Origin of the sequence: Chachezhania sediminis (assembly GCF_009765275.1) — a bacterium.
GTDB lineage: Bacteria > Pseudomonadota > Alphaproteobacteria > Rhodobacterales > Rhodobacteraceae > Chachezhania > Chachezhania sediminis.
This window is the reverse complement of the sequence record NZ_VOPH01000002.1, coordinates 436,959-462,947: the sequence shown is the minus strand read 5'-3', so window position 1 is coordinate 462,947 and position 25,989 is coordinate 436,959. Positions and strand designations below refer to the sequence as shown.

Sequence of the window (25,989 nt, the reverse complement as noted above, 5' to 3'; positions counted from 1 at the left end):
TCGGATCGGACTAGTTCGTGGCCAGCCCTTCGACCGAGACCATGCCGAGAAGATCGCTGACAGCGCCACGCAGGGCGGCCCCTTCCTCCAGCAGGGCCCGGGCGGCCGCCAGCGGCGGCTTTCCTTCCGGCGCATCGGCCAGCGCTTCGACGCCCTGACTTGCCGCCAGCAAGGCCGAGAACTGTTCGCCCGTAGCGAGGTCCGGCGCATCCGGATCGTCGCTGAGCCACAGACCGCGATCCCGCGCCTGCGGGTCGGGCTGCGCCGCGAGCAGCGCACCGGCCTGGTCGATATGTCCTGTCATCAGCAGCGCATCGCTGCGCAGGCGGTCCGCCTCGGGGCCGGTCAGATCCGCAAGCTCTGTCAGGACCCGGTTTGGCTGCGCCTCGGCCAGAGCTGCCCGCGCGCGCAGGATGCGCCGCGCGTCCGTCGGGTGCGGCGGCGCGGTGTCGTCCAGTATTCGTGCCGCCTCTGACGCAAAGCCCAGGCCCATCAGGCGGTCCGCGACATCCATTCCCGTCTGTTCGGGCCATCGGTGCGCCCCGTTCTGAGCCTGCGCCAGGACGTGTTTCATGAAATCGGCATCGCGCCCGATCCCGGTCAGGATGGCCAGCAGATCCTGCGTCAGTGCGTCCTCGGCCTCCTTGCCGTCCCGGGCCCGGACGGAGGCAAGCTCGCCAAAGGCTTCGTCGTACTGATCCAGCAGGGCCAGAGCATGGACATGGGCCCTGCGCAACTGACGTCCCCTTTCCACATTGCGGTATTCGTGCGCATACCCCGCAATCAGGTCCGGGTAGTCCGGATCGATGTGGCCGCGCGCCTTGAACTGGGTTTCCACCAGTGACACCAGCGCTTCGGGGGTTTCCTGGTCGGCCTTGGTGATCGCCTTTTCCAGGTAGGTTTCCTCTGCACGAGTGTCGCCCTTCAGATCCGCGATGGCCGCGCGGGCCAGGTCCGCCGGTGCAGTCTCCTGCAACCCCGCCCTGTCAGAAGCCCGCATGACGGTTTCGGCGGCGTAAAGGTCGCCGCGTTCCGCGAACTGCCGGCCGAGACGGGGGCCAAGATGGCGCCGCAGATGTGCCGGCAGCCGGGCAAAGCCGGTCAGGACAGCCTCGACATTCAGGTCGGGCATCTTGGGGTCGGCGGACGCGAGATAGGCCCAAAGCGCGACATCGCTGCCGCAGCGGCCCTGCGTGGCAAAGGGATTGTCCTCAGCCAAGGGATCCCCGTCGATGATGCGTGACATGGCTTTCAGAACGTCCATGTCCCGGTTGTCGTCCTCAAGAAGGCCAAGGGTGTAACGCGCTTCCGCACCGAAGCCGAAATACAGATAGACCTGTGACAGGGACATGACCGACCCCGACTGGACCGTGTCGAATTCACCGATCAGATTGCCCCGGCGGGCGCTGATCTCGTCGTCGAAGGAACCGTCGCCGGCCCATTTGTGCACCGCGATCATCTCGTCCGGGATACACCTCGTGCCTTCGCCCGTGCGTTGCAGGGCATCGCTCAGCTCCCTCATCTCCCGGTCGACGGCCGTCATAGAAGATATCCCGATGGGCAACGGGCTGCCCCTCTCCCCGGTGTCGCCGTGCGGAGCTTCCAACCGGTTGCCAGAGCGTTCCAGCAGGCCCTGATCGGTCGCACGTTCAAGCTGCTCGATCAGCCGGTCCTCGGAAATGTCCAGCGCACCGCCATATCCGGCCGAGACCGCGCGATCGATCAACGGCTGCTCCAGCGGGTTTGACGCGCGACCAGCCCCGGCCACACGATCCGATCCCATTCGGGGCACCACCGGCAGAATACCCCCAGGCCCCGGGGGTGGCACCGTCGGCATGTCCGGCAGAGGCCCGGACGCCGGTTCGGCACGCCGTGTCGGAAACCTGAACTCCCCCGGCGAAAGATCGGACTGTCGATAGCGATACGGGTGCTGCAGGCCGACACGGCGCAGATCGTCCAAACGCGCCTGCACGACACTGCCAGCACGGGCCGCGTCCCGCAGGGCAGCCCGGTCATTGCGGCCCGCCGCCCCTTCAATGCCCGCGCCCGGCGTGCCGCGGATGTCCAGAACAAGATAGCCGCCCCTGACCCGGAAGGCGTCGATCGTGCAATCGCAGCCCAGTGTCAGGTCGAGCATCCCGTCGTTCTGTGCCGCCTGCAGCAACCGGGTCCGCGGGATCTTCGTGAAGATGCCCGAAAGGTCGAACCTCGCCTGCGGGCGCGAGACCTTCAGCTGCGCGGTCCGGCCGTCCCGGGTGATCGACCAGCTTTCGGTCTCGGGCAGGCGGATCACCAGCCGGGTGAAACCGTCATGTTCACCCGACTGAATCGTCAGCGCCTGGGCCCGGACGCCGCCACCCCACAGCGCCAGAAGCACGGCCAGGACAAGGGCAGGCGCCGTCCGCCACATCATGCCGCGTCCTGCTTCAGCGCCTTCAGCGCCTCCTCCAGATCGGAGAAGCCGGGGCGCATGTGCGCCGGCGTGTTCTGGCGGCCCACCTCGATACAGATGGCGGGCGCGTGGTTATGCAGGTTGGCCACCAGCACCTCGCGGATGAGCTGGTAGAAATGTGCGTCCTCGTCGATCACGGTCTTCAGCTTCGCGGCAAAGGGACCGACCAGCCCGTAGGCCAGGAACACGCCAAGGAACGTTCCCACCAGCGCGCCGCCGATCATCTTGCCCAGAACCTCGGGCGGCTGGTCGATAGAGCCCATGGTCTTGATTACGCCCAACACGGCCGCCACGATCCCAAGGGCCGGCAGGCCATCGGCGACCGTCTGCAGCGCATGGCTGGAATGCATGGCGTGATGCAGTGCCGCCTCCATCCGCTTTTCCAGAACTTCCTCCACCTGGTGCGGATCGTCATAGTTCATGGCAGCCGAGCGCATCGTGTCGCAGATGATGGCGATGGCCTCCTTGTCGGCCTGGATTTTGGGGTATTTCGAGAACAGTTCGGATTCGTTCGGCGCCTCGATATGCCTTTCCACCTCGACCTGGTTCTGCTTGGCCAGGCGGATCAGCGAGAACAGCAGGCACAGCAGGTCGCGGTAGTCGTCATGCTTCCACTTCGGGCCCTTGAAGACCTTGCCGATATCCTTCAGCGTATGGATGACCGCCGACATCTCGTTCGAGATCAGGAAGGCACCGATGGCGGCGCCCCCGATCATCATCATCTCGAACGGCAGGGATTTCAGGATGATCCCGAGCTTTCCGCCGGCCAGGATGTAGCCGCCGAAAACCATCGCGAAGATCACGACTATGCCGATCAGACCGACCATGCGTCAGGTTCTCCAGATTGCTCTGCCGCGACAGTGCAGCAGAATCGCTTAAAAAAGGCTCACTGCCCGGGACCTACTGGGCCGGAGCGCGGGCGTTGCGACCCGCCAGGACGACACTGATCGTGTAGGCGGTCTGCGGCTCCATCCCCGCCAGGATGCTCGCCGCAGCTTCGGGCTTCATCCGCGCCAGGAATCCTGCCGCGAATTCCGGATCCATCTGCGAGAAAAGCTCGGCCGATTGCTTGGGCTTCATCCGTTCGTAGACCGATGTCAGCCGCGCCACGTCGTCTTCAGCCCCGGCTTCCGCCATGGCGAGGCTGGAATTCAGCCGTGCCTCGGCCTCCTGCATCGCGGCGATCTTTTCGCGGACCGAACGTTCGGCGATGGCAAGTGCCTTCATCCGATCCTCGATCTGGCGTTCCCGCGAATCCAGCGCGTGTTCCCGGGCCTGAAGCGCCTGGATCATGGGCGCGAGGTCGTCCGCCGTGCGGGCGTCGCCATGGCCATCCCCGTTGTCCGATCCGGCCGCCCCGTGCTCCGAGGCGCCCTGATCGGCCGCGTGGGAGGACGACGTCGCTTCCGCCAGCGCCGGCCCGGCCTCGATCCCGATCCGGATCAGGGCCGAGGCGACGAGCAGCGCCGACAACAGGACCAGGGCACCGCGGCGTGTCCCGGTTGCGGCCTTGCGGCGCTTCTTTCCGGCCCTGCCTGCCGCCTTGGCCGGCTTCGCGGCTGACCCAGGCGCGCGTTTCACCTTGATCTTCATTGTGCAGCCCTTCGTGCCGAGCGGTCATGGCGGATGAACATCGGACCCGATGCCTCGACCATCGGTTCCTCTGCGCGGAAAGGTTGTGGCGGATCCGGTTCCGCCACAGGATATGGATCTGGGTCGGGCGTGGTTGGCCTCAACTCCCCGGGCGTGGCCGCCATGGAAGGCGCCGGAGCCGCTGGCGCGGGCACAGAGGCTTCGGCAAAAGGCTGGGCCGCAGTGTGGGAAGCAGTTTGAGCCGCAAACGGGGCCGCAGCCTGTGCGGCATGCCGCGGCGCGACGGCCGGAGCAGCACTCTGCGGCGGGGAAGGCGGGACAGCCGGCTGCGGGTCGGCGGTCTCCGGCAGCGGCATGTCGTGCATCGAGGCCATCATCAGTTCCAGGCGCTGCGCCACTGATTCGGCACGTTCCGTCAACGCCTCCAGCGCAGCGCTTGATCCTTCCGAGGTGGACTGCGCAGCCTCCAGCGCCTTGCTGAGGTGATCGACCTGGGTCGACAGGACCGCAACCGCGCCGCCGACACCCTTCTCGAGGTCGTTGAACCGGTTCAACCGCTGGGCCAGGAAATAGCAATAGAACCCCGCCCCCAGCGCACCGGCCACCAGCAATATGTCAGCCACCAGTTCCATCAAAGCCTCCTAGCTCAGCACGAAGTCCATGATCAGCAGGTCGCGCACCCGCTCCTTGCCGACAACGATCTGGATTCGACGCAGGATTTGCGCCCGCATGCGGGGCAGCACCGCCGGATGTTCCAGATCGCTGACTTCCAGTGCGCGCAGATAGCCATTCAGAACATCGACGATCCGCGGCATGACCTTGACGACATCGGCCTCGGCCCCGGCGGGCACTTCCAGCTGGGCACGGAACCGCAGGTGACGCGACCGGCCGCCCATCGAGACCGAGATCACGATCGGCTCCATCTCGACAAAGGCGATGCCGGAAAGGTCCTCTCCCTGGAAGACGGGTGCCGCTTCCTCGTGCGGGGCGGAGCTGCCTGAGGGAATCAGACCCATCTGCGTCGCGAAGAATCCCCCGCCGGCCCCGACAAGCGCCAGGACGACCCCGAGGATCAACTTCATCTTTCCGGATTTGCCCTTCTCTTCAGAGGGTTCTGCCATTTCTGCAGTTGCGTCCGACATCGTTCGTCCCGTTTCTGCGACCGATGCCTTTCTAACCGGGCAGACCTAACCGAATGTTAAGTCAAACCCGCGATGTTCGTTTCCGTGCCGCGCAGAACGGCGGCGCTTCGGAGGATGTCGTGCAGCAGATCGCAACTGTCTGGGCCGGGCTCGATACACGCAAGCAAGTCAGCGTCGTGCTGGCCGCCTTGGCCATCGTGGCGGCCGTGGTCTTCATGTCGCGCGTCGCAACCGCGCCGACGATGCGGCTTCTATATGCCGGGCTGGAAAGCTCTGCCGCGGCGGACGTGATTCGCGAACTGGAGGCCCGGAACGTCGCCTACGAGGTACGGGGCTCTTCGATCTTCGTGCCGGGCAGCGACCGCGACAGCCTTAGGATGTCCCTAGCCGGCGAGGGGCTGCCGGCGACCGGGGGCAAGGGCTACGAACTGCTCGATGCCCTCAGCGGGTTCGGCACCACCTCGCAGATGTTCGACGCCGCCTACTGGCGCGCGAAGGAAGGGGAGCTGGCCCGCACCATCGTGGCCAGCCCGCATATCGGCCAGGCGCGGGTTCATATCGCAAATCCGCAGTCCAGCCCGTTCTTGCGCGGGGCCGAACCCACGGCGTCGGTGTCCGTCGTGCCGACGGGAACCACGCTGACGGCCGATCAGGCCAATGCGTTGCGCTATCTGGTGGCCTCGGCCGTGGCCGGGCTGGCCGTCGACGACGTGGCAGTGATCGATGCGAACGGCACGGTCGTCGGCACCAACGACGAATCGACCGCCGGCACCACGGCCGAAGCCCGGGCCGAGGTTCTGCGCGAACGCGTGCTGCGCCTGGTGGAGGCGCGCGTCGGCCGTGGCAATGCCGTGGTCGAGGTCAGCGTCGATACAAATACCGAGGCAGAGACGATCCGCCAGCGCAGCTTCGACCCGGAGGGCCGGGTCGCGATCAGCACCGATACCGAGGAAAGCAGCGACACCTCCACCAACCAGAATTCCGACGTCACCGTCGCGTCGAACCTGCCGGACGGACAGGGCGCCAATGGCGGGGAATCGAAATCATCCGGCACCTCGACCCGGGAACGGATCAATTACGAGGTGTCCGAGACGGAGCGAGAGATCCGCCGCGTCCCGGGCGCGGTCAAGCGACTGACCGTGGCGGTGCTGGTCAACGGGATCCCGGGTGCGGCGGGCGCGATTGCAGCCTTCGAACCTCGCCCGACAGAGGAACTGGAGTCGCTGCGCGAACTCGTCGCCTCGGCCGTTGGATTCGACGCGGAAAGAGGCGACGTGATCACGCTGAAGTCGATGGATCTTGCGGCCATCGAACCTGCAGGCACGCTTGCGGTGCCCGGTTTCCTAGACAGCATTCACATCGACGTTGGCGCGGTGCTGCAGCTGGCGGTCCTGGGAATCGTGGCCCTATTGCTGGGTCTCTTCGTCGTGCGGCCGATCCTGGCCTCGGCGGCGCCGATGGGCGACGGGCCGCTGGGGGGCGACAACGACATGGGCGGCGGTCTTGGCGGCTTGCCGGAATTACCGGGCTTCGACATCGCCCCGGCCTTCCAGCCGATGGGTGACGGCCTGACGAGCGGCTTCGGCACCGCCGATCCGGCAATGATGCTGGCCAATGCCCAGGGCGACGATCCGGTCGACGAGATACCTGTCGACCAGCTCCGCGAACTGATCGGCGAAAAGCAGGAGGAGACGGTCGAGATCCTCCGCAGCTGGCTTCAGGAAAGCAAGGAGAAGGCCTGATGAGCATTGCCCACCTGCTTGAGGATTTCGCCTCCTCCGCATCGGATGACGACGTGCTGCACATGATGAGCGATGTCGACCTGGAAGAGCACCGGCTGGAAGCGTTCGAGAAGGGCTATACCGCCGGCTGGGACGACGCGATCTCCGCGAAGTCGAAGGAGGGGGTGCAACTGACCGCAGACCTGGTCGAGGGGATCGAGAAGCTGAACTTCTCGTACCACGACGCGCTGCAGCAGCTTCTGGAAAAGGTCGAGCCGGTCTTCGAGATCCTGACCGACACGATCCTGCCCGAGGCATTGGCCGCGGCCCTTGGCCCCCAGATCGTGGAGGAACTGGCCTCCATGGCCCGCGCCCGGGCCGACGTGCCGCTGATCCTGTCGGTGCCCCCCGGTTCGGTCGATGCAATACGCACCGTCTTGGACGCCAACGGCTATGAAGACCTGTCCCTGACCGAGGACGACACCCTTTCCCCGGGCCAGGCGAGCCTGAGGCTGGGCGAAACCGGGCGCGAGATCGACGGCAGCGGCGTGCTGGACGCCATCCGCGCCGCGGTCGACGCATTCATATATCAAACCAAGGAGGACATCCGTCATGGCTGACCAGGACGGCCCGATGCGCGACGGCGAACCGTCGAACCCGTTCGTCTCTGTCCCGATCGAGATCGTGGTGGCAGTCGGCAAGGCAAGGCCCCTGATCCGCGACCTGATCAACCTGGGCGAGAACGCGATCCTGAAACTCGACAAGCGGGTCGAGGATCCGGTGGACCTGTATGTCGGCGACCGGCTGGTCGCCCGCGGCCAGTTGGAAGAGCTGGACGGCGACCAGCAAGGCCAGCTGGGCGTCCGCCTGACAGAGATCGCGGACCTGAAGAACGGGCTGGGCTGAGATGACCGGCCCGGCCGATGGCCCGGCTTCGGGAGCCAAGGCCCGACCGGCGCTGCCGGACAGCGCCCGGGCGGGACGGGACCCCGTCGGTCCGACTGCGCCCGGCGTCGGTAGTATACAGGTGACGCGAAAACCGGGGGATGGGCTGACAATCCCCCTGTCCCGCATCGAAAGCCAGGTCCGGAACCGGCAGACCGATCGCCCGATCCCCGGACCGGACGACGGGCCCATGCACCGCTTCATAAGTGGCGCTCAGTTGTGTCACGGCCGTGGCAACGGTCGGCTGATACAAGAAATCGGGCGCTATCGGCAGGGGCCCGTCAAGGAGGATCGAGATCTCGCCCGGGCTTCCTTGACCGGAGGCACACCAGGTGCCCGGCGGGTCCATGGCACCGGGCAGTTTGGACGTGCCGCAGGCACGGCGTCGGTTCCTCAGCTTCGGACCCTTCATCGTCGATCGCCGGAGCCCCGGGCCCGATACCTTTTCATTGTGATCTGGGTCCTTTTCGTCGGAGCCATGTGGCTGGGGCTTGGTGCAGGGCCCGCCGCAGCACAGGACGTGACGCTGTCGCTGGGGGATGGCCAATCCATCTCGGCCCGGGCCATTCAGCTGATCGCGATGGTCACGGTGCTCAGCCTCGCCCCCGGTCTGGCCATCATGATCACCTGTTTCCCGTTCATCGTGACGGTGCTGGCGATCTTGCGGCAGGCCATCGGGCTGCAGCAGTCGCCACCCAACATGCTGATCGTCAGCCTTGCGCTGTTCCTGACCTATTTCGTGATGGCGCCGGTTTTCACGACAGCGTGGGAGAACGGGATTTCCCCGCTGATCGCCGAGCGGATTGCGGTTGAGGAGGCCGTGATCGAGACGCTGAGACCCTTCCGGGTTTTCATGGCAGCCCGGGTCGACGCGGAAACATTCGCCTCGATGGCCGATCTGCGGCCGGATGTGACGGTTGGAACCCCTGCCCCGGACGCACCGCTTTCGGTCCTTGTGCCCAGCTTCATGCTGTCCGAAATCGCCCGCGCCTTCCAGGTCGGGTTTCTGGTCTTCCTTCCCTTCCTGATCATTGACCTGGTCGTGGCGGCGGTCCTGATGTCCATGGGAATGATGATGGTTCCGCCCGCCATCGTATCTCTTCCGTTCAAGCTGGCCTTCTTCGTCATCGCCGATGGGTGGAGCCTGGTGGCCGGCGCACTTGTCCGTAGTTACCTGCAGTAGAGTGGCCACGACAGCCGGGTCAGTCCCAGGGCGGAGGCAAACGACGAAAGGCCTCGCAGGCCGGACAACCAGACAAGGCGGACACCGAGCACCGAGCACCGAGCACCGAGCACCGAGCACCGAGCACCGAGCACCGAGCACCGAGCACCGAGCACCGAGCACCGAGCACCGAGCACCGAGCACCGAGCACCGAGCACCGAGCACCGAGCACTGCAGTCATGGCGCACGGGGTCAACCCTTTGGGGATCAGAGCGGTGTCCGGCTTCCCATGGCCTGCCAAATGCGTATGGACCCTGTGCCGGCTTCCGGGCAATCGGGACTGCAGTTGTGCAGCGGCGGAATTTCCCGGTCCTGCGCGCATCGACGGGCCAAGGCGTTGGGTCCTGGCGCCCCCGATCCGATGCCCCCCGTCGCCGGAGGATTTCGCACGTCAGGTATCAAGGCAGTCCCGGTTGCCGAACCCGGGCGTCCTTGGGCCCGTCCAAACGCCGCAAAGCCGGACCGACGGATCCGTTCCGCAGGCGCTGCCGGTAGATTCAATCGGTCTGAAACGATCCACGCTGCCGGCCCAGATGGCGAGCCACCGCCAAGTGCCGGTGCCGCGGAGGGGAGAAAGAGGCGAACCCCCAAGGTCGGCGCCCCGGGACCGATCCGTATTGCCATGCGGAACAGCCACGCATGCCGGCAACGACGGGCAGGAAGAACAGCCCAGCCCGGCAACGAAAACAGCCCCGGCCAGAGGCACGGGGCTGTCTTCGTAATCCAGCGAGCGGAGGGATCAGGCCTTCTTGCCCTTGATCCCGGCCCAGATGCGCTTGTTGGTCCAGTAAAGCAGCACCGATAGCACCACCAGGAACAGCACACCGACAAATCCGGCCTGCTTGCGGGCCATCATCTTCGGCTCGGCGGTCCACATCAGGAAGGCCGCGATGTCCATCGCCTCGTTATGCAGGTCGTTGGGCGAGCCGTCGACGAACTCCACGTCCTCACCCGACAGCGGCGGCGGCATGGAGATCCAGCCGCTCGGGAAAGCGGTGTTCTCGTAGTACAGCCGGCCGGCCTGTTCCTGCTGAACGCCGGTGTAGCCGGTCATCAGCGAGTAGATGTATTCCGGGCCGCCGATGCCGTTGAACAGCTGCGACAAGCCGGTGCCGTAGGGGCCGTGGAACCCGGCGCGCGACTTGGCCACGAGGCTGAGGTCGGGCGCATTCATCGAGGTCACGTGCGGGAAGTGGTCCGACGGGATCGCGACGCGGTCTTCTTCGGTTTCCTTGTCCGTCACATTGTAGTTCGCGGAATAGGCGCGAACCTCGGCTTCGGACAGTCCCGGGCCATCCTGATCCGCCAGCGTCCGGAACGCGACATAGCGCAGGCCGTGGCACGCAGAGCAGACTTCGGTGTAGATCTGCAGGCCGCGTTGCAGCTGGTTCTGATCGTAGACGCCGAACGGCCCTTCGAAGGGGAACCGGACGTCCTCGACATGGCCGCCGCTATGGCCGCCACCCTCTTCCGCGGCGTAGGCGACCGTTGCCAGCCCCATGGACAGGACCGCGGCGGCTCCGAATGCGAGTTGCTTGAACATGTGCATCGTCCTTGTCGTTCCCTGGCCTGTCACTCTGCAGGTGTCGCTTGGGCGCTGTCGGCCGCTTTGTGTTTGGCAAGATGCGCCTCGAAGTCTTCCTCGATCGTCGCCGGGATCGGATCGGGCTTCTCGATCACGCCCAGGACGGGCAGGACGATCAGGAAGTAACCGAACCAGTAGGCGGCACCGATGGCGGCCAGCGAGGTATAGGGCTCCTCGGCAGGCATGGCCCCCAGCCACATCAGCATGATGAAGTCGACGACCAGCAGCCAGAACCACCAGCGGAACATCGGCCGGTAGCGGCCCGAACGGACCCGCGAGGTATCCAGCCAGGGCACCAGCGCCAGCATCAGGATCGAGCCGAACATGACCAGCACGCCCAGGAACTTCGCGTCGATGATGCCGCCCGTGATGAACTTGGCGAATTGCGAGATCCACAGATCGTCGGTGATGGCACGCAGCATCGCGTAGAACGGCAGGAAGTACCATTCGGGGACGATGTGCGCCGGCGTGGCCAGCGGGTTGGCTTCGACATAGTTGTCGGGGTGGCCCAGGTAGTTCGGCATGAAGCCGACGACGGCCCAGAAGATCAGCAGGATCACCGCCAGGGCGAAGAAGTCCTTGATGATGTAGTAGGGCCAGAACGGAACGGTGTCCTTCTCGACCTCGGCCTTCGACCCCTTGCGGACGTCAACACCCGTGGGGTTGTTGTTGCCGGTGTTGTGGAAGGCCCAGATGTGCACGATCACCAGGCCCGCAATGACGAAGGGCAGCAGGTAGTGCAGCGAGAAGAAGCGGTTCAGCGTGGCGTTGTCCACGGCGGGCCCGCCCAGCAGCCAGGTCTGCAGCGCGTCGCCCACGAAGGGGATGGCGCCGAACAGGCCGGTGATCACGGTCGCGCCCCAGAAGGACATCTGGCCCCACGGCAGCACGTAACCGAGGAAGCCGGTGGCCATCATAAGCAGGTAGATAAGCATGCCGACGATCCACGTAATTTCCCGCGGGGACTTGTAGGACCCGTAGTAGAGACCGCGGAAGATGTGGATGTAGACGGCGAAGAAGAACAGCGAAGCGCCGTTGGCATGCAGATAGCGCAGCATGAAGCCGCCGTTCACGTCACGCATGATGTGTTCGACCGACGCGAAGGCCAGGTCGACATGCGGGGTGTAGTGCATCACCAGGACGACGCCCGTCGCGATCTGAAGCGCCAGGCAGAATGCCAGGACGATGCCCCAGATCCACATCCAGTTCAGGTTCTTCGGCGTCGGGATCATGATCGTGTCGTAAAGCAGACCAACGATCGGCAGGCGGGTGTGGATCCACTTTTCGATACCGGTCTTCGGTTCGTAGTGGTCGTGCGGAATTCCGGACATCAGCGCGTTCCCTTATCCCAGAACAATCGTGGTCTCGCCATCGAAGGCGGAGATCGGAACTTCCAGGTTCCGCGGTGCCGGCCCGCGGCGGATCCGCCCGGCCGTATCATAGTGCGACCCGTGACAGGGGCAGAACCAGCCTTCGAAATCGCCCGAGCGATCGCCGACGGGAACGCAACCCAGGTGGGTGCAGACGCCGATCATCACCAGCCAGCGGCCGTCCGCATCCAGCGTGCGGTTTTCGTCCGTGGCGGGCAGGCCCGGCTTGTTCTCGTTCCGGTCGATGGGATCCTGCAGATCGCTGATCTGGACGGCGCGGGCCAGTTCGATGTCTTCGTCCGTGCGGTGACGGATGAACACGGGCTTGCCGCGCCATTTGACGGTCAGCTGGGTGCCTTCCTCGACGCCGGCGATGTCGACACGGATCGACGACATTGCCTGGACGTCGGCCGAGGGATTCATCTGGTTCACCAGCGGCCATATCGCGGCACCGGCGACCACGGCTCCGGCGCCGGCGGTTGCGTAGTAAAGGAAATCCCGGCGGTCTTCGTCGTGGTCTTCTGCGTGTGACACGAGGTTTCTCTCCAGTTCCGTGACCCTTGGGGCCTTATACCTCTCGACCGCGTGAGCGGAAGCGTTTCAAAGACTTCCTGTATCGGCGACGATATCGTTCGTCCAGCGGTCAAAGCCGCGCAGGAGGCCCCAAGATCCCTGTACTGCACCCAAAGATGTAGAAAAAACGATGTGACGGCCCGCCGCGGGCCGTCGCGTTCCGGTCGTGGTCCGACACAGGTTCGGCCGGGTCGACTCGGGGGTCTTCGCAAGGATCGACTCGGCAGTCGACTCAGGCCGCGGGCGGTTTCGTGGCCTCCATCGACGGCCGTGCGCCAAAGGTTTCGTACCATGCCGCAAGGGCAGGAACGTGCTGACGCCAGTCGCGCGGGCCGTGACGAAGGTCGAGATAGCCCAATGCGCAGCCCAGGCCGATCTGGCCGATGTTCAGCTTGCCGCTCAGGTGGCCCATCCAGCGATCCTCGATCCCCTTCAGGCCGCTGACCACCTTGCCCCATTGCGCTTCGACCCAGCCGTCGAAACGCTTGTCCTCGGGGCGGACCCGGCTTTCGTAGACCATCAGCACCGCGGCATCGAGGATTCCGTCACAGGTCGCCTCCAGCGTGCGCATCTCCCACTGGGCGGGGCCAGTGCCGTAAAGGCCCGCACCGGCGCGGTCGTCGAGGAAGGCACAAATGACGCGGCTATCATAGATCGCGGGCCCGTCGTCGCGCGCCAGGGCCGGCAGCTTGGCCAGCGGGTTCTGGGCACGCAGCTCCTCGGACGGGGCGATGGACGTGGTCGAAATCTCGACCAGCGCGAGATCATCCGCCTGTCCGGTCTCGTGCGCGACGACCAACACCTTCCGGACAAAGGGGGATGACGGGGAATAGTATAGCTTCACTGCGAGGTCTCCTCTCCGAACCGTTGGGCCGGACCGTAGACAGCGCCCCCCGCCCTGTCCATGTCCCGTCCATCCACACGATGTTCCGATGGGTCGCATTGACGGGGGCGCGGCCGCACCGCACCTTGGTGGGTGACGGCGTCCTTTCGCGCCAGTTGCGAATAAGACGCATTTAACCCCATCGAGCAGGGAGCGAACGGAGCATGCGGTTTCTGTCCCAACGCAAGCAATTCCGGGATCTGACCGAACAGGAAATCGTGGCGCTGGCGATTTCGTCCGAAGAGGACGACGCCCGCATCTACCGCGGTTATGCCGAACGACTTCGGGAAGAATTTCCGTCCACGGCCAAGATCTTCGACGGTATGGCCGCCGAAGAGGACGATCACCGCGAGCGGTTGATCCGCCTGCACGAACAGCGCTTCGGCAAGGTGATTCCGCTGATCCGGCGGGAACATGTAGCCGGCTATTATACCCGTCGCCCGATCTGGCTGGTCGAAAACCTGGGGATCGAACGGATCCGCGAGGAAGCCGAAGCGATGGAGCGGGACGCCGAACGCTTCTATGTCGCCGCCGCCCAGCGCACACAGGACAGCCAGACGCGCAAGCTTTTGGGCTTCCTGGCCGCGGCAGAAGCCGGTCACCAGGTGGTGGCCGACGACCTGGCGCGGGAATACCTGGATACCGATGCCCTGAACAGCGAAGAGGCCGCGGACAAGCGTCAGTTCATCCTGACCTGGATCCAGCCGGGGCTGGCGGGGCTGATGGACGGGTCGGTGTCGACGCTGGCGCCGATCTTCGCCACCGCCTTTGCCACGCACAATTCCTGGACGACACTACTTGTGGGGCTTGCGGCTTCTGTGGGCGCCGGCATCTCGATGGGCTTTACCGAGGCAGCATCGGACGACGGCGAACTGTCGGGCCGCGGATCGCCGGTCAAGCGCGGGATCGCCTCGGGCGTGATGACGGCCGTGGGTGGGCTGGGCCATGCGATGCCCTACCTGATCCCCGACTTCTGGACCGCCACAAGCATCGCGATCTGCGTCGTGATCGTGGAACTCTGGGCCATCGCCTGGATCCAGAACCGGTACATGCATACGCCGTTCTGGCGGTCCGCCTTCCAGGTCGTGGTCGGCGGTGCGCTGGTGCTGGGCGCCGGGATCCTGATCGGCAGCGGGTGACGGTACGTCCCTTTATCCCGGCGATCATTGACGCCGCGGTGCAGCAAGGGGAAGTCTTGGCCCGGACCCTGCCGCAAGGGTCCGGAAAATGACCCACAGGACGCCGCCGTCATGAGCATGGAACTGAACCGCCGAACCTCTCCCGCGCTCGAACTTGCGGGCGTCCTGGCCTCGCACATGGGCAAGGCCGAGGTGATGCCGCTGCGCCCGCAGGACGCAGCGTTGTTCGACGGCACCGAACCCTTCCGCTTCGGCCCCGGGGACAGCCGCCCGGCCTGGTCGGTGGGCGAAGGCCCCCTGGTCGTGCTGGTCCACGGCTATGGCGGGCGTGGATCGCAGATGGCACCGCTGGCGCACCGCCTGGCCGAAAACGGCTTTCGCGCGGTGTTCTTCGATGCCGGCGGCCACGGCGATGCGGCGCCCGAGCAGATCGGCTTCAGCACCTTCATGTCCGACACCCGGGACATCTGCGCCGTTCTGGATCGGCCGGTGCACGGGCTGATCGGCCATTCCGCCGGGGGTCTTGGCATGATGCGGTCCCGCGCGCTTTATGGCGTGACCGCCCGCAGGTACGGCGTGATCGCCGCCCCCTTCTTTCCCTACCCGCCGCTGAATACGATGCGCGCCAACGGCGTCACGGAAGAGGCGCTGGAGCATGTGAAGTTCTCGCTGAGCCTGCAGTTCCAGACGCGCTGGTCGGACATCGCGGGCGGAATCAGCTTCGCCCCAGAAGACGGCGCCGACATGCTGGCGATCTATGACGCCGACGACGACCGGGTGCAGCAGTCCGACGGGGACGCCATCGCCGCCCGGTGGCCCGGGGCGACCGTGGTCAAAACCGCGGGCCTTGGTCACAACCGGATCCTGAAGGCGGAAGAAACGCTGGCGGCCGTCACCGATTTCCTGTGCGCCTGAACACACGTTCAGAAACGCAGGCCTGTCCTGCAGGTTGCGCCCTTGCCCGACGGGCTTCGGGCGGCTAACCCTCGGACATGCTCGATATCTTCCTGCGCACCCTGCCGTTCTTTGTCATCATCGGGCTTGGCTACGGTGCGGGCAAGGCACGCTTCATCGACGAGGCCGGGACCGCGTCCCTGACCAAGTTCGTCTTCTTCTTCCCGCTGTCGGCCCTGATCTTCAAGTTCTCCGCCGCCCTTCCGGTGGCCGAGATCTTCGATCCCCGGCTGGTCTGGGCCTACCTGATCGGCACGGTCGGGGTCTATGTCATCGCCATGGCGGTGGCCTTCGTCCGCCGCCAGAACGTCCAGACCGCCGCGATCGAGGCGCAGTGCGCCGCCATCGGCAACGTGGGCTTCCTGGGCCTGCCGATGTTCCTGCTTCTGTTCGGGCCCGAGGCGATCCCGCCCCTGATGCTGGTCCTGTCGGTGGACCTGATCGTCTTTTCCAGCCTGATCGTCATCCTGATCAACGCCGCGCGGTCCGGCCATGTCAGCCTGGCGTCCTTCCGGATGGCGGGAATGGGGCTTCTGAAGAACCCGATGATCGTGTCGCTGGTGGTGGGCCTGGGCTGGTCGATCCTGAAGCTGCCCCAGCCCGAAGCCATGACCAATGCCGTGTCCATCCTGGCCGGCGCCGCAACGCCCGGTGCGCTGTTCGCCATCGGCGCCTCGCTGGCCGGACGGTCAGCGGAACGGCCGTTCATCGCCGGCTGGCTCAGCTTCTGCAAACTGGTGCTTCACCCGGTGCTGGTCGCCATCTCGGTCCTTTACATCATCCCCCTGGACCCGTTCGCGGCGGCCATCGTCATTTCCGCCGCGGCGATGCCGGTGGCCAACAACGTGTTCATGCTGGCCCAGCACTATCGCATCGCGCCGGTGCGGGTCTCGACCTCGATCCTGATTTCCACCATCGTGTCCATCGTGACGCTGCCGCTGGTCATCGCCTGGGTCACCCCGTGACGCATAGGATGTCCGGCGGGCCGGGCGGGACAAATCAGCCTGCCCCGGCCCCACGGCTGGACCGCGCGGGCCCAAGGCGCTACCCAATCCCCGCATTCACGGGAGAACTCGCATGAAAACGGTTTCGGAAAACACCTGTTTCGGTGGCGTCCAGGGCGTCTATACCCACGCTTCGTCCGCCTGTTCCTGTGACATGACCTTCGGTCTGTACCTGCCGCCCGAGGCACAGGACGGACCCGTTCCGGTCCTGTGGTATCTGTCGGGCCTGACCTGCACCCACGAAAACGCGATGACCAAGGCCGCGGCCCAGGGCTTTGCCGCCGAAAACGGGATCGCGCTGGTCTTCCCCGACACCTCGCCCCGGGGCGAAGGCGTGGCCAATGACGACGCATACGATCTGGGTCAGGGTGCGGGCTTCTACGTGAACGCGACCGAAAAGCCCTGGGCGCCGCATTTCCGCATGTGGGACTATGTGGCGAACGAACTGCCGGACCTTCTGGGCAACGAATTCCCGCTGGACATGGAGCGCCAGGCGATCACCGGCCATTCGATGGGCGGGCACGGTGCGCTGACGCTGGCGATGTCGCTGCCGGGCCGCTTCAAATCGGTTTCGGCCTTCGCGCCGATCTGCAACCCGACCGCGTCGGACTGGGGCCGCAAGCAGTTCAAGGCCTACCTCGGCGCGGACGAGACGAAGTGGGCCGCCCATGACGCCAGCCTGCTGATGGCCGACAGGGGCTTCGACGGTCCCGTTCTGGTCGACACCGGCACCAAGGACCAGTTCCTGGACCTGCTGAAGCCCGAAACCCTGTCCGCCGCCATGGCCGCCCGCCGCCAGGAAGGCGCGTTCCGGATGCAGAAGGGATACGACCATTCCTATTTCTTCATGATGAGCTTCATGGAAGAGCACATAGCCTTCCATGCCGAGGCTCTCTACGCCTGAGGAGCGGCCCATGGGCAAGATCGAAGCGGTCATCTTCGACATCGGAAACGTGCTGATCGAGTGGAATCCCGAACGGTACTATGACCGGACCTTCGGAGAGGCGCGGCGGAAGGAGGCTTTCGCCGCGGTCGACCTGCTGGCGATGAATGAACGCCTCGACCTGGGCGAGGATTTCGCGACGGTGATCGCCGAAACCCGCGCGCTACACCCCGACTGGCAGGACGAGATCCAGACCTGGCACGACAAGTGGCTGGAACTGGCCAGCCCCGCGATCCCCCATTCGGTCCGCCTGCGCGACGCGCTGCGGGCCAAGGGGGTGCCGGTCTTTGCCCTGACCAATTTCGGCATCCAGACCTTCGAGACCGCCTGCACCGCCTATCCGTTCCTGGAAGGGTTCGACCGCAAGTACGTCTCCGGCCACATGGCGATGATCAAGCCGGACCACGCGATCTATGAAATGGTCGAGGCCGATTGCGGACTGGCCCCCGAAAGCCTTCTGTTCGCCGACGACCGGGCCGACAACATCGCCACTGCCGCCGCGCGCGGCTGGCAGACGCACCTGTTCGAACATCCGCAGGGCTGGGCCGACCGTCTGGTCGCCGAAGGCCTGCTGACAGCAGAGGAAGCGGCATGAGCATACCCTTCATCCCCTTCGCCGAAGGCGAGGCCAAGCTGGACTGGATCGGCCTGACCGATGCGCTGGCCCTTGGGCACAAGCTGCCCAAGGCGTCCATCGGCGACACGTTCCTGTATCGCGACCCCGACACGCTTCTGTCGCGGTCGGCGTGGATCGACGGCATGGGATCGCTGGTCAAGACGGCGAACGTGTTCCCGAAGAATCCCGCCAGCGGCAAGCCCATGGTGAACGGGGCGGTCAGCCTGTTTTCCGACACCGACGGCACGCTGGAGGCGATGGTCGACTTTCACCTCGTGACCAAATGGAAGACCGCGGGCGACAGCCTGCTGGCCGCGCGCCTTCTGGCCCGGCCGGATTCGAAGAAGATCCTGATCGTCGGCGCCGGCACGGTCGGCCGGTCCCTGATCGAGGCCTTCGGCGCCGGTTTCCCCGATGCCGAGTTCCAGATGTGGAGCCGGACGCCCGCCACCGCCGAGGAAACCGCGAAGGCCTATCCCGGCGTGACCACCGTGACCGATCTGGAAGATGCCGTCGAAAATGCGGACATCATCGTGACGGCCACCATGTCGTCGGAACCCGTGGTTCTGGGCGACTGGCTACGGCCCGGCCAGCACCTGAACCTGATCGGCGCCTATCGCCCCGACATGCGGGAAACGGACAATACTGCGCTGTTCCGGTCGCGCGTCTATGTCGATTGCTTCGACACCACGCTGGACCATATCGGCGAACTGAAGTCCCCCCTGTCCCACGGCGTGATCGGGCGGCAGGACGTTCTGGGCGACTTCTACCAGTTGGATGCCTTCGCACAGGCAAAGCCCGACACGATCACGCTGTTCAAGAACGGCGGCGGTGCGCATCTGGACCTGATGACCGCCCGCTACATCCTGGATCGCTGGAACGCCTGAAACCGCCCGGGCGCGTTCGGCGCGCCTGGGCCCGACAGGTCACAGGCAGGTCAGGCGGCGACCAGGCCCGCGTTCGGCCGTTCCTTGATCGGCAGGTGCACAAGTGCCGAAAACGCGCCCACGCCCACGCCGATCCACCAGACGGCGTTGTAGTTGCCATAGATGTCGTACATCCGCCCGCCCAGCCAGACGCCCAGAAAGCTGCCCAGCTGGTGCGAAAAGAAGACGAACCCGTAAAGCGTCCCCATGTAGCGCAGGCCGTAGATATAGCCCACCAGCCCCGAGGTCAGCGGCACCGTGGCAAGCCACAGCGACCCCATCGAGACCGAGAACAGGATCACCGTCAGCGGCGTGATCGGCATAAGGATGAAGGCGGCCGACACCAGCGTGCGCAGGGTGTAGATCAGCGCCAGAATGTACTTCTTGGTAAAGTGGTTCCCGGCCCAGCCCGCCAGCAACGTGCCCGCGATATTGGCCATCCCGATCAGCGACAGTGAAATCGCCCCCAGCGCCGAGGTGGAACTGATGCCGATGCTGTCCAGCATCCCACCCGGCGCAATCGGGCCGCACAGTTCCGTCACGAAGGCGGGGAAGTGGGCCGTGATGAAGCCCAGCTGATAGCCGCAGCTGAAAAAGCCCAGGAAGATCATGACATAGGACGGATCGCGGAAGGCGACGGCAAGGGTCTGGCCCATGCTCAATTCCAGCTCCGTCTTCGAGGCGACAGGCGTCGTCTTCATCATCGGCAGGATCAGGGCCGAGGCCGCGACGATCCCCGCCAGGATCATGAAGGTCGTCTGCCAGCCGACATTGCCGATCAGCCCTTCGGTGAAGGGCGGGACAAAGACCTGCCCCGCGCTGCCCGCGGCCGTGGCCAACGCCAGCGATAGCGACCGGTTCTTGTCGGACGCCGCGCGCCCCACCATGGCCAGGATCACGCCAAAACCGCTGCCGGCGATGCCGAAGCCGATCACCATGTTCAGGAACTGGTGCGCGCCCGGCGTCACGGCAAAGGCCGATGCGAAAAGGCCCAGCGTGTACAGCACGATCCCCAGCAGGATCGCCTTCCGGTCCCCCAGCTTTTCCGCGATGGCGCCGAAGATCGGTTGCCCGATGCCCCAGGCGATGTTCTGGATCGCGATCGCCATCGAGAAATCGGCCCGCGGCCAGCCAAAGGTTTCCGAAACCGGAATCTGGAACAGGCCAAAACCGGCGCGTGCGCCGAAACTGACGACAACGATGATGCAGCCGCCCACCAGGACCGGCGTGAAGAAACGGGTACTGCGGTCCATGGGAACTCCTGCTGCAGATGCACGGACACTACGGAATGTGAAGGAAGGGTCAATTCAGGATTTGGAATGGCACCCATGCCGCCCGGTGAACGCTCTGCCCTCCGGTAGGCAAAATCCCATACGGTCGCGGCGGCTTGGCCGCTTTTCAACGGCTTCGGCGCGGGCTATGGCTCGGCCATGACCGATGCCAGTTCCTATTCCGACGTTGCGTCGCTTTATGCCGCCCGGGTGGCCGCAGGCGATCTGAAGCCCGATCCCGCACAGACGGCCGCGCTGCCGGAACTGGACCGGATCCACACCGAATTGCGGGCAGCCCCGGCGCAACCGCAGCGCCGCGGCTTCCTGCGCCGGACCGCCAAGGTGCCCGAGGCGCCAAAGGGCCTTTACATGTGGGGCGGCGTCGGACGCGGCAAGTCGATGCTGATGGACCTCTTCGTGGAAACGCTGGACGACATCCCCGTGCGCCGCGTCCACTTCCACGCCTTCATGCAGGAAATCCACGCCGGCATGAACGCGGCCCGGAAACAGCACATCCAGGACCCGATCGGCCCCGTGGCCGACAGCGTCGTATCCTCGGTCAAGGTGCTGGCCTTCGACGAGATGCAGATCACCGACATCACCGACGCCATGATCGTGGGCCGCCTGTTCGAAAAGATCTTTGCCGAAGGGGTGGTGGTCGTCACCACCTCGAACCGGCCGCCCGACGACCTCTACAAGGACGGTCTGAACCGCCAGCTCTTCGTTCCGTTCATCGAGATGATCAAGGACAGGATGGTCGTCCACGAACTGGCCAGCGAAACCGATTACCGTCTGCTGCACACCGACCTGGCGCAGGTCTATTTCACCCCCGACAATGCCGAGACAAGGGCCGAGATCAACCGGATCTGGGAAGGCCTGTCCGGCGGTCATACCGAACCGCTGGAACTGGACGTCTATGGCCGCAAGGTGGTGCTGCCCGCCTATCGCGACCGCCGCGCGCGGGCGTCGTTCTATGACCTCTGCGGCCACGCTCTGGGCCCGGCCGATTTCCTGGCCGTCGCCGACGCGGTCGACATCCTGGTGCTGGAAGGCATTCCCCGCCTGTCGCGGTCGAACTTCAACGAGGCGAAGCGTTTCGTCACGCTGGTCGACACGCTCTACGAGGCGAAGGTGCGCCTTGTCTGCTCGGCCGCAGCGACCCCCGACATGCTCTATGTCGAGGGCGAGGGATCGTTCGAGTTCGAACGCACCGTCAGCCGCCTGATCGAGATGCAGGACCGCGAATGGGGCAAGGCCGAGGTGTGATCCCGGACCAGGGTCCTGACACTAGTCTTCGGTGAAGCGGAACGCGTTCCCCTTTGCCGTGACCCTGCCGACCGAGGGCAGCGGGAAGTGGCTGCCCAGCACCTTGGCGCCGCTTTCGGCCGCAAGGCCCAGGAATTTCACCCGCGACTCGGCCGCCTGCGCGGTGTCGACATCCCAGGCAAAGCGCCAGTCGGGCCTTGCACATTGGGCCGGCGAATGCATCGCGTCGCCGGTGATCAGGGCCTGCGCGCCGTTCGACTGGATATGGACCGAGACATGGCCGGGCGTATGCCCCGGGGCCGGCACCAGCGTGACGTGATCGCCCAGCGCATGGGCCCCCGACACGAAATCCGCCTGCCCCGCCGCGATCACGGGGGCCACGCTTTCGCTGAAGGAAAGGGTGGGCCCACCGTCCGGGCCCGCGACAGAGAAATGGGCGTTGTCCTCGGCCGGCAGCAGGTAACGCGCCTTCGGGAAGGTCGGAACCCAGCGCCCGTCCAGCAGCCGCGTGTTCCAGCCGGTGTGGTCGACATGCAGATGGGTGCACAGGACGTAATCCACATCCCCGGGCGTCACCCCGGCCGCCGTCAGCCCGGCCAGAAACCGGTCGTCGGTCCGGTTGGCCCATTCGGGGGGCTGGCTGACGGACTTGTCGTTGCCGACGCAGGCGTCGATCAGGATCACGTGCGACGGCGACTTCAGCAGGAAGCTTTGCACCGGGATGACCCACATGCCGTCCGCATCCACCTGACGGGGCGCCAGGTCGCGGAACAGCGCCTGCGCGTCCGGGTCGCCATCAAGGTCCGGATAGACCCGGACCAGCGGCGCCATGGCCAACTCGTGCTCCAGGATCCGCCAGATCTCGACGTCACCGATCCGTATCAACATGGTCAGGTTCTCCCGCGGGGTCGCGAAAGCCTAGCCCGCAACGCAAAGAGCGGCAATCAGCGGTTAAGGGTCAGGACATGGCCCGCCAGATACAGCGATCCGCAGATCAGGATCCGCGCCGCGGGGTCGCGGGCGACGATCTGTGCCACGGCCGCATCGACGCTGTCCGCGGTTTCGGCAGTCAGGCCCACGGCATCCGCTGCTTCCCGCGTGGCTTCGGCCGGAAGGGTCGCCGTCTCCTCCGGGATGCCCACGGCGAACAGGGCCTGCGCCAGAGGCGCCAGCGGCCGCAGGAAGCCCTTCGGGTCCTTCGTGTTCAGCATGCCGCAGACGAGGTAGGTCGGCATCTTCGGCATGGCCTGCAGGGCATTGGCCAGAACCTGCCCCGCGGCCGGGTTATGCCCGCCGTCCAGCCACAGCTGCGCCCTGGGCGCGGCATCGATCAGCGGACCCGCGGTCAGACGCTGCAGGCGGGCAGGCCATTCGGCACGGGTGACGGCAGCGGTCAGCGCGTCCTCGGCAAAGCCCAGGTGGCGGAGGCCCACGACGGCCATGCCGGCATTGTCGATCTGATGCGCGCCCAGAAGGTTCGGCAGCGGCAGGTCGGCCAGGCCGGTTTCGTCCTGCACCACCAGCCGGCCGCCTTCGGTCCACGCGTGCCAGTGCTGGCCATGGACCAGCAGAGATGCACCGACGCGGGCGGCCTGGCGTTCGATCACCTCCAGCGCGCGGTCGTCCTGGGGGCCCACGACACAAGGAACGCCGCGCTTCAGGATCCCGGCCTTTTCGGCCGCGATCTCCTCGATCGTGTTGCCCAGGTTCTGCTGGTGGTCCATCGACACGGGCGCAATCGCTGTCAGGGCCGGACGGTCCACCACATTGGTGGAATCGAGCCGCCCGCCCATGCCGACCTCCAGCAGGGTGTAATCCGCAGGCTGGCGCGAGAAGGCCAGCAGCGCCAGGCAGGTGATGATCTCGAAGAAGGTGATGGGCTCGTCGCCGTTCGCAGCCTTGCATTCGTGCAGCAGGTCGACCAGCGCGGCCTCGTCGATCAGGGTGCCGGCCAGGCGGATCCGCTCGTGGAAACGGACAAGGTGGGGCGAGGTATAGGCATGAACGGTCTTGCCCGCGCCCTCGATCCCGGCACGCATCATGGCGACGGTCGATCCCTTGCCGTTGGTGCCGGCGACATGGATCACCGGCGGCAGCTTCCGTTCCGGGTTGCCCAGTGCGGCCAGCAGCCGTTCCATGCGGCCCAGCCCCAGGTCGATGACCTTGGGGTGCACGCCGATCATGCCCGCCAGGATCGCCTCGGACGAGTCCTGCGACGCAGAGTGTACCGGGTTCAGCACGACGTCTCCTGCCGACACGAGGGCGCGATCACTTCGCCTTGGGTTTCTTGGGATCGGCGGGCGCGTCCTTGGCCGCCTTTTCCGGCGCAGGCGCCGTTTCGGCCGGGGCCGCGGTGTCCGCCTGGGTCAGTTCCGACGCATCCGGCGGCGGCAGGTCGCCGCGGATCGCGGGCGGCAGGCCCAGCAGCATCCGGACGATGGAAATCAGCTCTTCCCGCATGTCGCCGCGGGGGGTGACGCGGTCCAGCATGCCGTGATCCAGCAGGTATTCCGCCCGCTGGAAGCCTTCGGGCAGCTTTTCGCGGATGGTCTGTTCGATGACGCGGGGGCCCGCAAAGCAGATCAGCGCACCGGGTTCGGCGATCTGGACATCGCCCAGCATCGCGTAGGACGCGGTGACACCCCCGGTCGTCGGATTGGTCAGCACGACGATATAGGGCAGGCCGGCCTCTTTCAGCATCTGCACGGCCACGGTCGACCGGGGCATCTGCATCAGGGACAGGATCCCTTCCTGCATCCGCGCACCGCCGGCGGCGGCAAAGAGGATCAGCGGGCGGCGCAGCTTCACCGCCTCTTCCGCGGCGGCGATGATGGCGTTGCCGACATACATGCCCATCGACCCGCCCATGAAGGAAAAGTCCTGCGCAGCGGCGACGATGGGCGTGCGCCCGATCTCTCCGGTCGCGACCAGCATCGCGTCCTTTTCGCCGGTGTCGCGCTGCGCGCTGCGCATCCGGTCCGGGTAGCGTTTCTGGTCGCGGAAGGCCAGGGGATCCGCCAGCGGTTCGGGCACAGCGATCTCGGCAAAGGTGCCGCCGTCGAACAGGGCGTGGAACCGTTCCCGCGGCGTGATCGCCATGTGATGGCCGCAATGGGTGCAGACGTGCAGGTTTTCCGTCAGTTCGCGGTGGAACAGCATCGTTCCGCAGCTATCGCACTTCAGCCACAGGTTATCCGGCATCTCCCGACGGGAGAAGATGGAGTTGATGCGCGGCCGGACGTAGTTGGTAATCCAGTTCATCGCCGTTTTCCACTCGATCCATGTTGCGCGGACCCGTGGCTCCGCCTTGACGGGCACCAGATAGACCGCCCAAGGGGTGAAATCAATCGGGGGTCCCGATCATCGCCGCAGCGCCAGCCGCGCGGCCAGCCACATGACGATGATGCCGGCAAGGTCGACCAGCAGCCAGCCCTGCGCATCGACCCCTTCGCTCAGATCGTAGGGCGTGAGGTAAAGCGCCAGTCCGTTCAGGCTGTCGGGCAGCGAAATGAACAGGATCGCCACCAGATTGTTGACGAAATGCACGGCGATGGCCGGGCCCAGCGTGCCGGCCCGTGCCGTCAGGTCCGCCATCAGCACGCCGAAAGTGAAGGACCACAGGACGTAAAGCACCGCGCTGTCGCCCATTTCGTCCGGCGCATAATGGCCCAAGGCGAACAGGGCCGAAGGCACGGCCATCCAGACCCAGGGCCGGTTGAAGCGCGCGGCCAGGCTTTGCTGCAGGAAGCCGCGAAAGATGACCTCCTCGGTGCCGACCTGGACCAGAACCGCCGGGATGGCCAGCGGCAGGAAGGCGATCCAGCGGCCAAGCTCCATGTTGGGCACCAGCGGATCGCCGAAATCGTAGGGCGGAAGGATGCCGATGACGGCCGTGACGCCCGCGCAGTACAGGAAGACCCGCACGAATTGCGGGACGAAGAGCGACGCGGGGCCAAGCAGCGTCTGCGGCCCGCGCGCCTGAACCAGCCGGACACCAAGGGCCAGCGCCACACCCATCACCCCGAACCAGTACAGCAGGATCAGAAGCCCCGGCGCCGTCGACCCGGTCAGCCCGTCATCGCGCAGCCAGGTCCACCAGCGGTCCCGCAGGACGGCCGACAGTACGCCGTTCAGTAGGGAATCAAGGCCATAGAACGCCACGAAGGCCGCCGCCAGGGTCGCCAGGATCCGCCAGATTTCGGGCCGCGCCCGGACAGGGCCGACAAGGATCTCGTGTTCGGGATAGCGGTCGTTGGCCATGGGCTGGGTCAGATGTCCGGATCGGGGGCGCGGTGCGAAGCGCCCGGTGAACCTAATCACTGCGGCAGGCGGCTGAAAGGTACTCCGGCCCAGGGGGCTGGCGCCCGCCCTGCCCGTCCGGCCA

25 protein-coding genes are annotated in these 25,989 nt (G+C 65.7%); 11 read left to right on the top strand and 14 right to left on the bottom strand.

The genetic code is table 11. The annotated features are described in order from the left end of the window. Positions 1–10: 10 nt before the first annotated feature. The 5 genes from FQK05_RS07055 to FQK05_RS07035 all read right to left on the bottom strand — a co-directional run bounded on the left by FQK05_RS07055 (position 11) and on the right by FQK05_RS07035 (position 5,187). A complete protein-coding gene (locus tag FQK05_RS07055) occupies positions 11–2,413 on the bottom strand; it encodes a hypothetical protein (RefSeq protein ID WP_158965217.1) in 2,403 nt (800 codons plus the stop codon). Beyond that, on the bottom strand, positions 2,410–3,279 hold the full coding sequence (motA, locus tag FQK05_RS07050) for a flagellar motor stator protein MotA (protein WP_158965216.1): 870 nt from the start codon (positions 3,277–3,279) through the stop codon (positions 2,410–2,412). The genes FQK05_RS07055 and motA overlap by 4 nt, the downstream gene beginning before the upstream one ends. Before the next feature lie 73 nt (positions 3,280–3,352). Then, positions 3,353–4,045 (bottom strand): MotE family protein, encoded by a 693-nt coding sequence (locus tag FQK05_RS07045; protein ID WP_158965215.1) that lies wholly within the window; start codon positions 4,043–4,045, stop codon positions 3,353–3,355. Beyond that, positions 4,042–4,677 (bottom strand): hypothetical protein, encoded by a 636-nt coding sequence (locus tag FQK05_RS26495; RefSeq protein ID WP_407644492.1) that lies wholly within the window; start codon positions 4,675–4,677, stop codon positions 4,042–4,044. Before FQK05_RS26495 ends, FQK05_RS07045 begins: the two co-directional genes overlap by 4 nt. A gap of 9 nt (positions 4,678–4,686) precedes the next feature. Continuing rightward, the gene (locus tag FQK05_RS07035) at positions 4,687–5,187 is read right to left on the bottom strand and encodes a flagellar basal body-associated FliL family protein (protein WP_158965214.1); all 501 of its coding nucleotides are present in this window, start codon (positions 5,185–5,187) and stop codon (positions 4,687–4,689) included. Positions 5,188–5,306: 119 nt separating this feature from the next. Here FQK05_RS07035 and fliF point away from each other — a divergent pair, with 119 nt between their 5' ends. The 4 genes from fliF (at position 5,307) to fliP (ending at position 9,036) form a co-directional block, all read left to right on the top strand. Continuing rightward, positions 5,307–6,929: a flagellar basal-body MS-ring/collar protein FliF gene (gene fliF / locus FQK05_RS07030; RefSeq protein ID WP_158965213.1), complete on the top strand. Its 1,623-nt coding sequence runs from the start codon at positions 5,307–5,309 to the stop codon at positions 6,927–6,929. Further along, positions 6,929–7,528: a FliH/SctL family protein gene (locus tag FQK05_RS07025; RefSeq protein ID WP_158965212.1), complete on the top strand. Its 600-nt coding sequence runs from the start codon at positions 6,929–6,931 to the stop codon at positions 7,526–7,528. Before fliF ends, FQK05_RS07025 begins: the two co-directional genes overlap by 1 nt. After that, entirely contained in the window at positions 7,521–7,814 is a 294-nt protein-coding gene (locus FQK05_RS07020) for a FliM/FliN family flagellar motor switch protein (protein ID WP_158965211.1), read from the top strand. The genes FQK05_RS07025 and FQK05_RS07020 overlap by 8 nt, the downstream gene beginning before the upstream one ends. Positions 7,815–8,331: 517 nt before the next feature. Further along, positions 8,332–9,036 carry a flagellar type III secretion system pore protein FliP gene (gene fliP / locus FQK05_RS07015; protein WP_158965210.1) on the top strand — a complete coding sequence of 235 codons (705 nt, stop codon included), beginning with the start codon at positions 8,332–8,334 and terminating at the stop codon, positions 9,034–9,036. 778 nt (positions 9,037–9,814) lie between these two features. Here fliP and FQK05_RS07005 read toward each other — a convergent pair. The 4 genes from FQK05_RS07005 to FQK05_RS06990 form a co-directional block, all read right to left on the bottom strand. After that, on the bottom strand, positions 9,815–10,618 hold the full coding sequence (locus FQK05_RS07005; protein ID WP_158965208.1) for a cytochrome c1: 804 nt from the start codon (positions 10,616–10,618) through the stop codon (positions 9,815–9,817). 29 nt (positions 10,619–10,647) lie between these two features. Continuing rightward, positions 10,648–11,991, bottom strand: coding sequence for a cytochrome b (locus FQK05_RS07000; protein ID WP_158965207.1), 1,344 nt, complete (start codon positions 11,989–11,991; stop codon positions 10,648–10,650). 12 nt (positions 11,992–12,003) lie between these two features. Next, entirely contained in the window at positions 12,004–12,564 is a 561-nt protein-coding gene (gene petA / locus FQK05_RS06995; RefSeq protein WP_158965206.1) for a ubiquinol-cytochrome c reductase iron-sulfur subunit, read from the bottom strand. A 271-nt stretch (positions 12,565–12,835) separates the two neighbouring features. Continuing rightward, on the bottom strand, positions 12,836–13,447 hold the full coding sequence (locus FQK05_RS06990; RefSeq protein ID WP_158965205.1) for a glutathione S-transferase: 612 nt from the start codon (positions 13,445–13,447) through the stop codon (positions 12,836–12,838). 203 nt (positions 13,448–13,650) lie between these two features. Between FQK05_RS06990 and mbfA the strand changes: the two genes are divergently transcribed. The 6 genes from mbfA to FQK05_RS06960 all read left to right on the top strand — a co-directional run bounded on the left by mbfA (position 13,651) and on the right by FQK05_RS06960 (position 19,029). Further along, the gene (gene mbfA, locus FQK05_RS06985) at positions 13,651–14,625 is read left to right on the top strand and encodes an iron exporter MbfA (RefSeq protein WP_158965204.1); all 975 of its coding nucleotides are present in this window, start codon (positions 13,651–13,653) and stop codon (positions 14,623–14,625) included. A 111-nt stretch (positions 14,626–14,736) separates the two neighbouring features. Further along, on the top strand, positions 14,737–15,540 hold the full coding sequence (locus FQK05_RS06980; protein ID WP_158965203.1) for an alpha/beta hydrolase: 804 nt from the start codon (positions 14,737–14,739) through the stop codon (positions 15,538–15,540). A gap of 77 nt (positions 15,541–15,617) precedes the next feature. Next, on the top strand, positions 15,618–16,544 hold the full coding sequence (locus FQK05_RS06975) for an AEC family transporter (RefSeq protein WP_158965202.1): 927 nt from the start codon (positions 15,618–15,620) through the stop codon (positions 16,542–16,544). Between the two features lie 112 nt (positions 16,545–16,656). Beyond that, positions 16,657–17,487 carry an S-formylglutathione hydrolase gene (gene fghA / locus FQK05_RS06970; protein WP_158965201.1) on the top strand — a complete coding sequence of 277 codons (831 nt, stop codon included), beginning with the start codon at positions 16,657–16,659 and terminating at the stop codon, positions 17,485–17,487. 10 nt (positions 17,488–17,497) lie between these two features. Then, positions 17,498–18,121, top strand: a complete 624-nt coding sequence (locus FQK05_RS06965; protein ID WP_158965200.1) for an HAD family hydrolase — start codon at positions 17,498–17,500, stop codon at positions 18,119–18,121. Then, complete coding sequence (locus FQK05_RS06960; protein WP_158965199.1) at positions 18,118–19,029, top strand: ornithine cyclodeaminase family protein; 912 nt, start codon at positions 18,118–18,120, stop codon at positions 19,027–19,029. The genes FQK05_RS06965 and FQK05_RS06960 overlap by 4 nt, the downstream gene beginning before the upstream one ends. Positions 19,030–19,079: 50 nt before the next feature. Here FQK05_RS06960 and FQK05_RS06955 read toward each other — a convergent pair whose 3' ends face one another. Beyond that, positions 19,080–20,321 carry an MFS transporter gene (locus FQK05_RS06955; RefSeq protein ID WP_158965198.1) on the bottom strand — a complete coding sequence of 414 codons (1,242 nt, stop codon included), beginning with the start codon at positions 20,319–20,321 and terminating at the stop codon, positions 19,080–19,082. Positions 20,322–20,498: 177 nt separating this feature from the next. Between FQK05_RS06955 and zapE the strand changes: the two genes are divergently transcribed. After that, complete coding sequence (gene zapE, locus FQK05_RS06950; RefSeq protein WP_158965197.1) at positions 20,499–21,605, top strand: cell division protein ZapE; 1,107 nt, start codon at positions 20,499–20,501, stop codon at positions 21,603–21,605. A 21-nt stretch (positions 21,606–21,626) separates the two neighbouring features. On the opposite strand, the gene FQK05_RS06945 is transcribed toward zapE, so the two are convergent. From FQK05_RS06945 to FQK05_RS06930, 4 genes are all read right to left on the bottom strand, one after another. Continuing rightward, entirely contained in the window at positions 21,627–22,493 is an 867-nt protein-coding gene (locus tag FQK05_RS06945; RefSeq protein WP_158965196.1) for an MBL fold metallo-hydrolase, read from the bottom strand. 56 nt (positions 22,494–22,549) lie between these two features. Beyond that, complete coding sequence (locus FQK05_RS06940) at positions 22,550–23,788, bottom strand: bifunctional folylpolyglutamate synthase/dihydrofolate synthase (protein ID WP_158966005.1); 1,239 nt, start codon at positions 23,786–23,788, stop codon at positions 22,550–22,552. Between the two features lie 85 nt (positions 23,789–23,873). Next, positions 23,874–24,866 carry an acetyl-CoA carboxylase, carboxyltransferase subunit beta gene (accD, locus tag FQK05_RS06935; RefSeq protein ID WP_158965195.1) on the bottom strand — a complete coding sequence of 331 codons (993 nt, stop codon included), beginning with the start codon at positions 24,864–24,866 and terminating at the stop codon, positions 23,874–23,876. A 99-nt stretch (positions 24,867–24,965) separates the two neighbouring features. Further along, entirely contained in the window at positions 24,966–25,865 is a 900-nt protein-coding gene (locus tag FQK05_RS06930; RefSeq protein ID WP_158965194.1) for a CPBP family intramembrane glutamic endopeptidase, read from the bottom strand. Between the last annotated feature and the right edge of the window lie 124 nt (positions 25,866–25,989).

Excerpts from the sequence above, each read along its gene's own strand:
- FQK05_RS07055 (WP_158965217.1), bottom strand. The coding sequence starts at position 2,413 with ATGATGTGGCGGACGGCGCCTGCCCTTGTCCTGGCCGTGCTTCTGGCG.
- motA (WP_158965216.1), bottom strand. The coding sequence starts at position 3,279 with ATGGTCGGTCTGATCGGCATAGTCGTGATCTTCGCGATGGTTTTCGGC.
- FQK05_RS07045 (WP_158965215.1), bottom strand. The coding sequence starts at position 4,045 with ATGAAGATCAAGGTGAAACGCGCGCCTGGGTCAGCCGCGAAGCCGGCC.
- FQK05_RS26495 (WP_407644492.1), bottom strand. The coding sequence starts at position 4,677 with ATGGAACTGGTGGCTGACATATTGCTGGTGGCCGGTGCGCTGGGGGCG.
- FQK05_RS07035 (WP_158965214.1), bottom strand. The coding sequence starts at position 5,187 with ATGTCGGACGCAACTGCAGAAATGGCAGAACCCTCTGAAGAGAAGGGC.
- FQK05_RS07025 (WP_158965212.1), top strand. The coding sequence starts at position 6,929 with ATGAGCATTGCCCACCTGCTTGAGGATTTCGCCTCCTCCGCATCGGAT.
- FQK05_RS07020 (WP_158965211.1), top strand. The coding sequence starts at position 7,521 with ATGGCTGACCAGGACGGCCCGATGCGCGACGGCGAACCGTCGAACCCG.
- fliP (WP_158965210.1), top strand. The coding sequence starts at position 8,332 with ATGTGGCTGGGGCTTGGTGCAGGGCCCGCCGCAGCACAGGACGTGACG.
- FQK05_RS07005 (WP_158965208.1), bottom strand. The coding sequence starts at position 10,618 with ATGTTCAAGCAACTCGCATTCGGAGCCGCCGCGGTCCTGTCCATGGGG.
- FQK05_RS07000 (WP_158965207.1), bottom strand. The coding sequence starts at position 11,991 with ATGTCCGGAATTCCGCACGACCACTACGAACCGAAGACCGGTATCGAA.
- mbfA (WP_158965204.1), top strand. The coding sequence starts at position 13,651 with ATGCGGTTTCTGTCCCAACGCAAGCAATTCCGGGATCTGACCGAACAG.
- FQK05_RS06980 (WP_158965203.1), top strand. The coding sequence starts at position 14,737 with ATGAGCATGGAACTGAACCGCCGAACCTCTCCCGCGCTCGAACTTGCG.
- FQK05_RS06975 (WP_158965202.1), top strand. The coding sequence starts at position 15,618 with ATGCTCGATATCTTCCTGCGCACCCTGCCGTTCTTTGTCATCATCGGG.
- fghA (WP_158965201.1), top strand. The coding sequence starts at position 16,657 with ATGAAAACGGTTTCGGAAAACACCTGTTTCGGTGGCGTCCAGGGCGTC.
- FQK05_RS06965 (WP_158965200.1), top strand. The coding sequence starts at position 17,498 with ATGGGCAAGATCGAAGCGGTCATCTTCGACATCGGAAACGTGCTGATC.
- FQK05_RS06960 (WP_158965199.1), top strand. The coding sequence starts at position 18,118 with ATGAGCATACCCTTCATCCCCTTCGCCGAAGGCGAGGCCAAGCTGGAC.
- FQK05_RS06955 (WP_158965198.1), bottom strand. The coding sequence starts at position 20,321 with ATGGACCGCAGTACCCGTTTCTTCACGCCGGTCCTGGTGGGCGGCTGC.
- zapE (WP_158965197.1), top strand. The coding sequence starts at position 20,499 with ATGACCGATGCCAGTTCCTATTCCGACGTTGCGTCGCTTTATGCCGCC.
- FQK05_RS06945 (WP_158965196.1), bottom strand. The coding sequence starts at position 22,493 with ATGTTGATACGGATCGGTGACGTCGAGATCTGGCGGATCCTGGAGCAC.
- FQK05_RS06940 (WP_158966005.1), bottom strand. The coding sequence starts at position 23,788 with ATGATCGGCGTGCACCCCAAGGTCATCGACCTGGGGCTGGGCCGCATG.
- accD (WP_158965195.1), bottom strand. The coding sequence starts at position 24,866 with ATGAACTGGATTACCAACTACGTCCGGCCGCGCATCAACTCCATCTTC.
- FQK05_RS06930 (WP_158965194.1), bottom strand. The coding sequence starts at position 25,865 with ATGGCCAACGACCGCTATCCCGAACACGAGATCCTTGTCGGCCCTGTC.